We start from the raw sequence: 12,737 nt of genomic DNA, 5'->3' as shown, positions 1-12,737 counted from the left end.
TATAAAGTGCTAAAGGTGACACCGCACGGCTATGGTCGAATTGTGTAATAGCCACACCTAAATTAATGTCAGCGGTAAGAATTTTAATGCTGCGCCCAGGCGCAGCGTATTTTTTTAAGGAGAAAATTAATGCGAATGATACTTCTCGGTGCACCAGGTGCCGGCAAGGGTACTCAGGCTCAGTACATCACTGAGAAATACGGTATCCCACAGATCTCTACTGGGGACATGCTACGTGCAGCCGTAAAAGCGGGTACGCCTCTAGGTGTTGAAGCCAAGAAGGTTATGGACGCAGGTGGTCTGGTATCAGATGACATCATCATCGGCCTAGTTAAAGAGCGCATTGCAGAATCAGATTGTGCTAACGGTTTCCTATTCGACGGCTTCCCACGCACCATTCCTCAAGCAGACGCTCTGAAAGAAGCTGGCGTTGCTCTAGATGCAGTCGTTGAAATTGACGTTGCAGATGAAGAGATCATCAAGCGTATGTCGGGTCGCCGTGTACACCCGGGTTCAGGTCGTACTTATCACGTCGTATTTAACCCACCTAAAACAGAGGGTAAAGACGACGTAACTGGTGAAGATCTTGTTCAGCGTGAAGATGATCAAGAAGAGACTGTTCGTGCTCGCCTAAACGTCTACCATGATCAGACTAAACCTCTAATCGGTTATTACCGTGGTTGGGCTGATGAAGATGCTGCAACTGCACCAAAATACGTATACGTAGAGGGTGTGGGTAGCGTTGACCAGATCCGTGATCGGGTATTCGAAGGCCTAGCTTGATATCAGAGCTACGGTAAATTAAACCGCACTTATTAGTGCGGTTTTTTTATGCCTACAGGGGGTTTTATTCTCATTCTAAAAGTCTCTTTAAAGGCAGCATTCGACCCATTTGAGACACTCAAGTTAAATTTACACCCCACGTTTCAAAGGTCATTTCAGCATTATCGTGACATGTTTTCATGTGAATACAATTTTTGTATAGGCAAACACAAAAATCAAAAAGCCTATACTCCAAAGTAGAGCTGATGACGCTATAACTATTGAATATTCCATGCCGAATAATGACCCTGTAACGCGGTCAATCGCAGCTAAACTAAGGGCTAATAAGGAACAAATAACCCAAATATTAGCCTTAATTAGTAGTCCAGTATGGCCTAATGAAACTCTCGATATCATCGATAAGATCATAAGCCCCATCCCGCCAACCGTGATCGAATGAAAACCAATTGAAACACTTGGAATTAAATGCATTTTTGCTAAGGCGAGTAGAATAAAACCTAGACTCATAGCTAAGTAACTAAGATGTAAAGACCATACTAGTGGGACCTTAAACGTCACCCATAGTCTCCATCGCAAAGCCCTAACTAGATTTGAAATCCCCGCCACGAATAGAACGGCAATGCTAAGAGTGTTCGGTACAAAGTTTTGAGTCAACGTTGTAATAAACACAATCACAATGCTTAGAATCGAAAGTTGCTCTAACCACCCAATCGAGTTAACCCGAGGTGTCTTTGTTCCGTTGGCTGTGAACATGGGAAAGACTCGCCCCCCCATTATGCTCATTACTAGCGCTGCAAGGATGACCATGGCGTGCGAAATAGTGGTGATATCAACGATAGAGTCACTCGACAATGAAAAATGAAAGACAGTATTCATCATCGCCATCACAAGTAGGATAGGTACAAAAAAGAGATTCCTCCACATCTTGGCTTGCAGGATCGGGCGCGCTAAAAAGACCGCGCAGGCTGGCAAGAAGAGAAGATCTATGACGATAGTGTAATCACGAAAAAAGACGGGTTGAAAGGCAAGTGTTATACGACCTAGAAGCCATGTCAGTACAAGGGCAGCTAACCACCATCCTTCAATGCATTTACGTTTTGTCCAGGTTTGAACTGCTGTTAGAAGAAACCCAACCATGATTGCTGGAAAAAAACCGAATAGCATTTCATGTAGGTGCCACGCATAGGCACCGCCATAGAATTTAAACTCAATTAAGCCCAGAAAACTGAGTGCCCAAGCAGGTATGCTTAAGGCAGCAAACGCAGCTCCAAGCAAAAAGAATGGCCTGAATGCTGCATTTAGAAAAGCTGGGTGATGCTTTTTCGTGTTGTTTTCTTCAGTAATGGATCCATCAATTTGTAATAGCGCCACAAATAGCCTCTTAGTTTGTCGATGACTTAGATTTTAGGTCATTAACAATTGCATACAGTGAAGGAACAACAATCATGACCAATACTGTCGAAGCAAGTAAACCGAACACAACAGAAATCACCAATGGTTTAAGGGTTTGTGCTTGAGTCGATGTTTCCGTGAGTAATGGCGCCATTCCCATTATGGTAGTTGAAACTGAAACAAAAATAGGGCGAAATCTAGAGCGAACAGCTTCACTAGCGGCATCTATTACCGTCTTGGTATCAGATGCTCTCTCCTTTATGACGCCGATTAACAATATAGCGTTGTTTACAACGATACCCGAGAGCGATGCAGCACCGACAAGGGATGGCATAGATATGTTGTAACCCATTAAATAGTGTCCCCATACAACACCAAGAAATGCCATCGGGATAGTTAGAAGCACTATTAAGGGTTCAACATAGCTTCTAAATTGGAATGAAAGAATGAGATATACCCCTACTATTCCAATCAAGAAGCCACGAAGAATAGAGGCAACAGTTTCAGCCGAATTCGCTGCTTGTCCAGCAATCTCAAAAGTAATACCCGAGTAATTTGATTGGATATTTGGAAGCAAGGTTTTCTTTACGTCAGCTGTAATGGCATCTGCATTGGCTATGCGGCCATCCACATCTGCTTGAATTGTTACAGATCTTTTGCCATTTCGTTGCGTAACTGAACTCCACTCTCTAGTTTCATAAAGCTTTACAACATTAGGTAAGAGAACAGTTGAACCATCATTCAATAGTAGTTCAAACGCCAACAGATCGTCGATGTCTTGTGTGCTGTTATCTGCAAACTTCACTTCAATCGCGTATTGGAGTTCACCAACGCGAATATCATCAAGGGTTTCGCCAAGAAACGCTCCGCGCAACTGATTAGCAATAGCTAATGGCGTTAATCCTAATGCTTGTCCGTCAGAGGTTATCTGCATACCAAGTTGAGGCTTGCCAACATTTAAATCATGTTTGGCGTTTAATACACCTTGGTACTTTTCTACTTCACTTAATAGATCTTGCGAAGCCCTAGAAAGCAAATCTAAATCCTCATGGAATAATCTTAGCTCAACAGCTATGCCCTGTGGACCGATACCTGGCTCTGTAAGAATTAAAGATGTGATTCCTGGTAATACACCAATTTCACGCTTCCATATTTCTATGAGTTCATCGAGCGTTGTATCTCGGATCTCTGCAGATAAGAGATCCGCTGAAACCGTTGCCACATGACTTCCGCTCTCTCCGACAGATAGATTTTTTCCGAATCGAGTTATCACACGTTTAACAAGATCCTGCTGTTGCGGCTGTTTAGACTTTAGCTCGACATTCACACGCTCAAGGGCGTCTTCCACCTGGCGGACAGCTTCTTCTGTTCTAGCAAGCGATACACCCATGGGTAGCAAAATTCGTGCTTCAATTACATCACCATCAATTTCAGGCATTGCTTCACGCTTCACTACGCCAGAACCTAAGGCTCCAATAGTAATGATCAACAATCCAACGGCGACTCCAACAACTAACCATCGATGATCAATAGCCCAGTCTGCTAATCTGCCAACGCCGCGCTCTTTAAATGCATTAAAGATCTCCTCGAAGCGAACTTTGAATTTGTTGGGTGAAAAATTAGATTGAGTTAGGCTATGTTTAAGATGGTGAGGAAGTATGAAAAATGCTTCTACTAAGCTTGCTGTTAGTGCAGCCAAAAGAACGACTGGAAGCACCTCAAGAACAGCGCCAAGCTCACCCGCCAAAAAGGATAACGGCAAAAATACAGATACGGTTGTAAGGAATGAAGAAACCACACCTGGAGCTACCGCGACAACGCCCTGAACTACTGAATTCAAAGTGACGTTGCCGTGTGAGTGCACAGCTATGGAGTCGGATAATACAATGGAATCGTCCATGACAATCCCTATGGCCATAAGCAACGCAACTACGGTGATCATATTTAAACTTTCACCTGTCAATGACATCCATGCAAAGGCGCCTAGAAACGCTACAGGCAATCCCATTGCTGCCCATGCTGCATAAGCAGGTCTGAAGAATAGGCTCATTACAAGTACAACCAGTACAAGACCAACGACACCGTTTTGAACAAGCATTGTTAAACGATCACGTATTATTGAAGTTACATCTTGAACGACTTCAAGGTGAATCGAACCAATTCCTCTGCTTTGCTCGGCTTTCACCGCATTTGTTAAGTCGTCGAGAGATCTTAATGCGTCAGCATCTAGGGGTTTGTGTACTTCAAGTAGAATGACAGGAACACCATCTAAAAAAGCTGCATTACTCGATGGCTCATATTTTTCATCTACCCTAGCGATATCACTCAGATTGATCACGGCACCATTGGTTAACGTGACAATAGGCAGATTTAATAGTGCATTCTTAGATAGCGCTTCGGTGTCAAATCTGATGTTGTACTCACCGCTTTCTCCTTCAAGCGTACCAGCTGGAAGATTGATGCTTTGTTGCTTAAGTGCATTAGCAATAGAGGAAGTTGTTAAACCGTACTCTTTTAAAACACGAGGATCAGCCTGTATTGACCAGGTTCTTTCCCCAACACCAGAACGAATAACTTTCGCTACAGTATCTAGTGAAGCTAATTGGTCTTGTAGATACTTTGAGTAGTGATCAAGTTGTTCCAGTGGTAGCTCACCAGATACAGCGACAGAGGCCACTAAATCTGTGCGATGAAGTTCACGAATAACAGGAGCTTCAGCTAATGTTGGAAATGAATCTATTGCCGAGATTTCAGTTTTCAGATTGCTAACAAACCTAACAGCATCTCCACTTGGCTGCATTGTCGCTACAGCGTGAGCCAGATTGTTTTGTGCAGTACAGACAAATTCACTCAGTGATTCAACTGATTGAACGGCATCCCATAGGGGCTCACATATTTTCTTTTCAACATCTGAAGGTGTTGCGCCACGATAAACGACAGATACCTCTGCCTCGACAGGGCGAAAGTCTGGAAATGTCTCTCGTAGAAGTGTCGGTGCTGAAAACGATCCAACGGCTATAAACACTAAAAGAAGTAAGTTGGCTGCAGTGGGATGGGATGTAAACCATCGAATCATTTCGCTACCTCAATCCCAGTAAACTTTTGTCCTGGTATCGCAGTTATCAGAGAGTCGAGTATCAATTTGTCACCCGAATTGAGCCCGCTCATAATTTTCACTTGGTTCTCTTGCATGAGACCAAGCTGGACTTCTCGAAACTCAATTTCATTCTCTTCATTTAGCAATAGAACTTGATCTTGGTGGATCGCAGATAATGGAATCGTAATTACACTTGAGGGCTGAATCGTTCTAAATACCAACTCAATGGGTTGATTTGGTAACAGCGGGAAGTTCTGAGCTGCTGAATGGCTCGAATATGGATCATCTACCCTTACTACGATTTGAAGTGTTCTTGCTCGGTTATCTAACTCAGAGCGAACAGATATCACCTCTGCCTTCCAAGATTCGCTTATGCTTCCAACTGTTCGCACTTCAGCAGAAACCAGTTTGTTTAATGTATCTGTTACAAATTCATTATTAAGTGTGGAAGGTGGCGTATTTATACCGATTAAATCTCTGAACTTATCAATGTTTACTTGTGCAGTAACATCGGCTGATTTAATGCCTATCCCTTCAATTAAAGGCTGTCCAACATTAACAGCTTGATAGTCTTCAACAAGTAGTTTAGAGATCCTAAGTGGGTAAGGCGCAATAATATCTGTTCTAGCTAAATCTCTATGTGCACGGTCTAGTGAGATACTTAACGCCTGCTTTTGAGCTAACAGCTTCTGCTTCTTAGGTTCTACAAGTAACAAGCCATTTTTAATATCTGTAACTATCTTCTCCGAAGTCAGAGTGGCCCTTTGGACATCATCCAATTGCTTACGTGTTGCGGATCCGCTGGCATATAGTTTTTGGATTCGATCTAGATCTGCTTTTGCATAGGTAAGCTGTCGCTGTTCTAAATCTAAGATCCGCTGAGTGTTTTCTGACTCGGCATTCAGAAGTGAAAGCTCATACTCAATTCCAGACAACTCTGCACTAATTTGAGAAATAGCAAGCTCATAGTCCAAAGGATCTATCTTGAGAATGACATCACCAGCGTCAACCCAAAGCCCTTCAACGATTGAGTCATTTGATCGGTAAATTTCCCCTTTAACCTGTGCAACAGCCGACCATTTGTCGCTTGCCTCAATTGTTCCCGAAATCGACATCTCTGAGAATGCTTCCTCGGGCTGAACAACTAGGTATTTAACCGCTTTGAGTTCTATTAACGATGCACTCTTTTCTGGTGGTTTGACACCGTTGAGTAGTAATGCAGTTCCAGCAATTCCCACAACAATAGGAATTCCAAACTTTAAGTAACGAGTCCACTGCATCTTGTTACTTCCTTGCAAGAAACATTCGATTCAATAAACCATCTTTCATTATGAAATGATGGTAAAGGGCAGCTAAAACATGCCCAAGAACTGTTATTAAAAGTAATACTTTGAAAAGGTTATGTGCATTGGCCGCAGCTTCAATATTGAAGAACCATGCCACTCCGCCGCTAAGTACCATCATGAGTAAAATTGCATAGAGAAGCTTATGCGCTATGTTCGATAATCTGTTGCCCAGTAAGTCTTTTGTTTCATGGGTGTTTATTGACCTCAAACGCAATCGTATGAGTACAATCACTGCTATAAAAATACCGCCAGCTACGTGTGATAGCACCAGCGGATCAAATGAAACAGACTTGCCTGATTGGATGAATTCCCAAGCGTTTACAATAGAGTCATGAAGCACGTATTGAGCTATAACTAGGGCTACTGTAATCCAATGGAGTACGATTTGAGTTTTGCTATACCAGCGTAATTGATTGGACATGGTTTTGGGTCCTTTAACTATTAATTAGATAGTTCTAATGTTATGTTAGTATTTAATTACTTACAAGAGAAAACGTTTTGCTAAAAAGAATGTCCGCAACAAAGCGCAAAGATGAACTTATCAATGCGCTTCTAGAGTTGGCTTATGAAATCGGTCCAGACCGCCTTACTACCAGTGATATCGCAGCGCGAATTGGAGTCACGCAGGGAACGGTTTTCCGCCATTTCAAAAATAAAGATGAGTTGTGGGTAGCAGCAATTCGCAAAGTTACTGATGGTCTGAAGAGCGCATGGACTGAAAACTTACTCCTGTCCAAAGAGGTGGATGCTAAACAGCGAGTTGCTCGATTAGTCCGTTGCCAGCTTGAACTTATTCAGAATACACCCGCATTGCCCTTGATCCTCTTTTCACGTGAGTTAAACACTGAGAATGAAGAGCTGCGAACGATTATCAGAGAAACACTGTTTGTGTTTGATAGCCATCTCACATCCTTGATTGAAGAGGCACTCATTGGTCGTGACCAATCGGAAATTACAGTGCCTGATATAGCCAAATATTTAACATCGTTAATACAGGGGCAGGCGGTACGATGGGGATTGAGTGATAAAAGCTTCGATTTAGTAACTAGTGGCAATCAATTATCCCTCAAATTGATTGATGTCTTACTGAGCTAGCCCATCAAATGTGAGCGGCGGCTATGTGCCGTTAAGAGACAAAAAAGGAGAGCATTAAACTCTCCTTTTTTTATTTGCTAGCCTCTTCGACTTAGTTTCGAATCAGGTGATCAAAGGCGGATAGAGAGGCTGTAGCACCGGCACCCATCGAGATGATGATCTGTTTGTAAGGCACGGTGGTTGCATCACCCGCTGCGAATACGCCTGGTACATTGGTAGCACCGCGATCATCGATCTGGATCTCACCAAATTTGGTTAGCTCAACGGCACTCTCTTTTAACCACTCAGTATTTGGCACTAAGCCGATCTGAACAAATACACCTTCTAGCTCAACGCTGTGAGATTCGCCAGAGGTGCGGTCGGTATAGATCAAGCCGTTAACCTTACCATTCGCTCCAGTGATCTCTGTGGTTTGCGCGTTCTTGATAATGGTGACATTAGAGAGCGAGTTTGCTTTGTCTTGCAACACTTGGTCTGCACGAAGTGTGTCACCAAATTCTAAAACGGTTACTTCACTGACCACACCGGCAAGATCGATAGCTGCTTCGATGCCTGAGTTGCCGCCACCAATAACAGCTACGCGCTTACCTTTAAACAGTGGGCCATCACAGTGTGGACAGTAGGCAACGCCTTTGCCTTTGTATTCCGCTTCACCTGGGACACCCATCTCACGCCAGCGGGCGCCCGTCGCCATAATAATGGTTTTCGACTGTAGGTTTGCACCGCTCTCTAAGTTCAGTTGATGTAGGCCATCGGCTTCAGAGAGGCCCGCTGCGCGTTGCGCCGTGATGATATCTACGTTGTACTCTTTAACGTGCTGTTCCATGTTAGAGACCAGTTTTGGTCCCTCTGTGTAGGGAACTGAGATTAGGTTCTCAATGCCCATGGTGTCTTGAACCTGACCACCAAATCGCTCGGCGACTAAACCGGTGCGAATCCCTTTGCGAGCTGCATAGATAGCAGCGGCTGCACCTGCAGGACCGCCACCTACAACGAGTACATCGTATGGGTCGCGTTCCGATAGCGCTTCTGCTTCGCGCTCAGCACCGGCAGTATCAAGCTTCGCTAGAATCTCTTTGAGCTCAGTACGCCCTTGGGTAAATAGTTCACCGTTCAGGAATACAGCGGGTACGGCCATCACCTCACGCTCTTCTACTTCAGATTGGTAGAGTGCGCCATCGATCATCGTGCTGGTGATGTTTGGATTTAGGCGTGCCATCAGGTTTAGAGCTTGCACCAAATCCGGACAGTTTTGACAAGAGAGCGAGATGTAAGTTTCAAAATGGAACTCACCCTCAAGGCTCTTAATCTGACTCTGAACCTCTTCAGGCTCTTTGCTTGGGTGTCCACCGGCTTGAAGAAGAGCAAGAATCAGAGTTGTAAATTCGTGACCCATTGGAATACCGGAGAACACAACACGTGGTTCAGCATCGGCTTCACCAAGAATGGCCATGCTTGGCACTCGGTGATGATCCCAATCAGTTAGCGTAATTTTGTCGCTACGCTCAGCGAGCGTTGTCGCGAGCTCTCTAAGTTCGTTACCTTTTGCTGAGTCGTCAGCAGCTAACTTAAGCTCAATCGGTTGTTTGATGTAGCTAAGGTACTGGTCCAACTGTTGGACAATATTTGGCTCTAGCATGATGACCTCATGAATAAAAAATAACTAAGCTTTAGAGAGAAACGAGGCTGCGAGTGCAGCCTCGGGAAAGGACTTAGGTCCGATTAGATCTTACCAACAAGATCCAAAGATGGTGCTAGAGTCTCAGCGCCTTCTTTCCATTTAGCAGGACATACTTCGCCTGGGTGAGCAGCAACGTACTGTGCAGCTTTGATCTTGCGAAGAAGTTCTGATGCGTCACGGCCTACAGAACCAGAGTTGATCTCAACGATCTGAATTTTACCTTCTGGATCGATAACGAAAGTACCGCGCTCAGCAAGACCTGCTTCCTCGATCATTACGTCGAAGTTGCGAGAGATCTGGCCAGTTGGATCGCCGATCATTGGGTAAGTGATTTTACCGATCGTCTCAGAAGAGTCGTGCCATGCTTTGTGAGTGAAGTGAGTATCAGTTGATACTGCGTAGATCTCAACACCGATCTTCTGGAACTCAGCGTAGCTGTCTGCAAGGTCACCTAGCTCTGTTGGGCAGATGAACGTGAAATCTGCTGGGTAGAAGAAAACAACAGACCACTTACCTTTAAGGTCAGCTTCTGAAACTTCTACGAATTCGCCAGCGTGGAATGCTGTTGCGTTAAATGGTTTAACTTCCTGGTTAATGTAAGCAGACATTCTGTCTTCTCCTTGGTTGGTTAAATTGTCATGTTTCAAGAATGCGACGAATCTTAAAGTTCGCCGACAAAAAGGTAAAATTAATTGTAACTAATGATGTTATTAATAAATGCTATCAGGCAGTCTCTTTTTCAAGGGCTGATGCAGAAATTAATTCGCGGGTGTAATCCGTCGAAGGGGCATTAAAAATAGCCTCTGCAGTGCCAGATTCAACCACTTTGCCACCTTTCATCACCATAACGCGGTGACTTAACGCTTTTATGACAGCGAGATCGTGGCTAATAAAAAGATAGCTTAGTTTATATTGGCGTTGCAGGGATTGAAGTAGATCAATGACCTGTTTTTGAACCGTTCTGTCGAGGGCAGAGGTCGGCTCATCTAACACGATTAATTTAGGCTTTAATACCAGTGCTCGCGCGATGGCGATTCGTTGTCGCTGGCCACCTGAGAACTCATGCGGGTAGCGATGTCTAGATTCTGGATCTAGCTGCACATCCAGAAGGGCTTGAATGACAGCGGCTTCTCTCTGTTCAGGTGAGAAACTCTGTTGTACTTCCAGCCCCTCACTAATGATCTCTGCCACAGTCATTCTCGGGCTGAGGCTACCGAAGGGATCTTGGAAAACGATCTGGGCAACACGGCGATGAGGTCGCATCTCCTTTTGGTTGAGCGAATCAACACGTCTGCCATCTAGCCATATCTCACCTTCGCTTTTGGTCAGTTTCAGAAGGGCAAAGGCCAGGGTTGATTTACCTGACCCTGATTCACCGACAATACCCAATGTCTCGCCCTTTTTGATCTGCAGATCGATGCCGTCAACCGCTTTAATGTGATCATAAACGCGTTTTAGAAGGCCCTGAGTTTTAGGAAACCAGACTCGAATGTTTTTAGCTTCTAACAAGGTGTTAGCGTCTGCTTCAACAGCAGCGAGGTCGCGCACAGGTTCTGCATTGAGCAGTGTGTTTGTGTAGGGGTGGTTGGGTGCATTAAACAGTGTAAGAGTATCGCCCTGCTCAACGACCTTTCCCTGTTGCATGACGAGAATTCGATCGGCGTAACGCTGCACAACATTCAGATCGTGAGTGATGATCAGTATGGCCATTCCCAATTTTTGTTGCAGTGCCATCAGCAGATCTAATATCTGCTTCTGTATCGTGACATCCAACGCAGTGGTGGGTTCGTCGGCAATTAGAATCTCGGGTTCGTTGGCTAATGCCATCGCAATCATGACACGCTGGCGCTGACCGCCTGATAGCTCGTGGGGGTAACTTTTCAAACGGGATTCAGGTGATGGGATACCCACCAGCTCTAGAAGCTCTATCACTCGTGTACGGGCCTTAGAGCCCGATAATCCCTTATGCAGTTTAAGCGATTCAGCTATCTGTTTCTCGATGCTATGAAGCGGATTAAGAGAGGTCATCGGCTCCTGAAAAATGTAGCTGATTCGGTGGCCTCTTATTGATCGAAGTTCGGCTTCTGTTGCGTCCTGAAGATCTTTCCCCTGGAAAACGATCGAGTCTGCTTGTATCTCTGTCTGCTCAGGCAGCAGTTTCAATAGCGACAGGGCTGAGACCGATTTGCCTGAACCCGATTCGCCAACAATCGCCAGTGTTTCACCTGCGTGTAGAGAAAAACTTAGATTCTCTACAGCTGCTTCAGGCTGATCAGGAAATCGAATCGATAAATGTTTTACGTCTAGAATCGGTTTCATCGGCTCTGTTTCCTGGGATCAAACGCGTCACGAACACCTTCACCAATAAAGATCAGTAACGTCAGCATGATAGAGAGTGATAAGAAAGCGGTCACACCTAACCAAGGTGCATGAAGATTCTCTTTGCCCTGTGCCACAAGTTCACCTAAGGATGGCGAACCGGGTGGTAGGCCAAAGCCAAGAAAGTCGAGCGCGGTTAATGTCACCAGTGCACCATTAAAGATGAAGGGCATAAACGTCAGAGTCGCAACCATAGCATTGGGAAGGACATGCTTAAACATGATGACTGAGTTCGGTTGCCCTAGAGCCCTTGCTGCTCTGACATACTCTAGGTTGCGTGCACGCAAGAATTCAGCGCGCACCACATCCACCAAATTCATCCATGAGAAGAGCAACATAATCCCTAGCAACCACCAGAAATTAGGCTCCACTAGGCTGGCTAGAATGATCAATAGGAAGAGAACCGGCAGACCGGACCAGATCTCAATGAAACGCTGCATCAATAGATCGACCTTGCCTCCGTAATACCCCTGTAAAGCACCCGCCACAACGCCAATAACTGAGCTGGCAAGGGTCAGGACCGTGGCAAACAGTATCGAGATACGAAAACCGTAGATCAATCTTGCCGCGACATCACGCCCCTGGTCATCAGTGCCTAACCAGTTGTCGGTAGTAGGCGGAGAGGGGGCCGGTTGGTCCAAGTTAAAATTGATTGTGTCGTAGCTGAACGGGATAACGGGCCACCATAGAGTGCCGTTTTGCTCCTCAATCAGTTCAGTAATATAGGGATCGCGGTAGTCGACCGGTGCATCAAAGTCACCGCCAAAATCGGTCTCTGTATAGTTTTCCATTAACGGATAGAACAGCCCTTGATCCGTTTTGATTAGGATCGGTTTGTCATTTGCGATCAATTCAGCAAAGAGCGACAGGGTAAACAGCAACATAAAGATCCAAAACGAGTAGTAGGCTCGTCGGTTGCTTTTAAACTGTGCAATGCGTCGTTGAGTAATGGGTGATGCCATCG

At 44.9% G+C, this 12,737-nt stretch carries 10 protein-coding genes; 2 read left to right on the top strand and 8 right to left on the bottom strand.

Features of this window, described 5'->3' with window-relative positions:
* Positions 1-129 precede the first annotated feature (129 nt).
* The gene (gene adk / locus XMD579_RS07070; protein WP_173482113.1) at positions 130-783 is read left to right on the top strand and encodes an adenylate kinase; all 654 of its coding nucleotides are present in this window, start codon (positions 130-132) and stop codon (positions 781-783) included.
* A gap of 177 nt (positions 784-960) precedes the next feature.
* Here the strand turns inward: adk and XMD579_RS07065 are convergent, their stop codons facing one another.
* From XMD579_RS07065 to XMD579_RS07050, 4 genes are read right to left on the bottom strand one after another with little or no spacing between them, the layout of a single operon-like run.
* Positions 961-2,154, bottom strand: coding sequence for an NnrS family protein (locus XMD579_RS07065; protein WP_217364092.1), 1,194 nt, complete (start codon positions 2,152-2,154; stop codon positions 961-963).
* A 10-nt stretch (positions 2,155-2,164) separates the two neighbouring features.
* Entirely contained in the window at positions 2,165-5,251 is a 3,087-nt protein-coding gene (locus tag XMD579_RS07060; RefSeq protein ID WP_173495324.1) for an efflux RND transporter permease subunit, read from the bottom strand.
* The gene (locus tag XMD579_RS07055) at positions 5,248-6,552 is read right to left on the bottom strand and encodes an efflux RND transporter periplasmic adaptor subunit (RefSeq protein WP_173484098.1); all 1,305 of its coding nucleotides are present in this window, start codon (positions 6,550-6,552) and stop codon (positions 5,248-5,250) included. Before XMD579_RS07055 ends, XMD579_RS07060 begins: the two co-directional genes overlap by 4 nt.
* Before the next feature lie 4 nt (positions 6,553-6,556).
* Positions 6,557-7,039, bottom strand: coding sequence for a cytochrome b (locus XMD579_RS07050; protein ID WP_173484099.1), 483 nt, complete (start codon positions 7,037-7,039; stop codon positions 6,557-6,559).
* 89 nt (positions 7,040-7,128) lie between these two features.
* On the opposite strand from XMD579_RS07050, the gene XMD579_RS07045 reads away from it, so the two are divergent.
* A complete protein-coding gene (locus tag XMD579_RS07045; protein WP_173481759.1) occupies positions 7,129-7,713 on the top strand; it encodes a TetR/AcrR family transcriptional regulator in 585 nt (194 codons plus the stop codon).
* A gap of 91 nt (positions 7,714-7,804) precedes the next feature.
* Here the strand turns inward: XMD579_RS07045 and ahpF are convergent, their stop codons facing one another.
* The 4 genes from ahpF to XMD579_RS07025 all read right to left on the bottom strand — a co-directional run bounded on the left by ahpF (position 7,805) and on the right by XMD579_RS07025 (position 12,735).
* Positions 7,805-9,352: an alkyl hydroperoxide reductase subunit F gene (gene ahpF, locus XMD579_RS07040; protein ID WP_173494515.1), complete on the bottom strand. Its 1,548-nt coding sequence runs from the start codon at positions 9,350-9,352 to the stop codon at positions 7,805-7,807.
* A gap of 83 nt (positions 9,353-9,435) precedes the next feature.
* Positions 9,436-10,002 carry an alkyl hydroperoxide reductase subunit C gene (ahpC, locus tag XMD579_RS07035; protein WP_173482111.1) on the bottom strand — a complete coding sequence of 189 codons (567 nt, stop codon included), beginning with the start codon at positions 10,000-10,002 and terminating at the stop codon, positions 9,436-9,438.
* A 115-nt stretch (positions 10,003-10,117) separates the two neighbouring features.
* The gene (locus XMD579_RS07030; protein ID WP_173482110.1) at positions 10,118-11,713 is read right to left on the bottom strand and encodes an ABC transporter ATP-binding protein; all 1,596 of its coding nucleotides are present in this window, start codon (positions 11,711-11,713) and stop codon (positions 10,118-10,120) included.
* Complete coding sequence (locus tag XMD579_RS07025) at positions 11,710-12,735, bottom strand: ABC transporter permease (protein ID WP_173482109.1); 1,026 nt, start codon at positions 12,733-12,735, stop codon at positions 11,710-11,712. Before XMD579_RS07025 ends, XMD579_RS07030 begins: the two co-directional genes overlap by 4 nt.
* Positions 12,736-12,737 lie beyond the last annotated feature (2 nt).

Source organism: Marinobacterium sp. xm-d-579, from assembly GCF_013282935.1.
Lineage (GTDB): Bacteria > Pseudomonadota > Gammaproteobacteria > Pseudomonadales > Balneatricaceae > Marinobacterium_E.
Note: the sequence above shows the minus strand (reverse complement) of the source record. Positions and strands in the feature narration are given on the sequence as shown.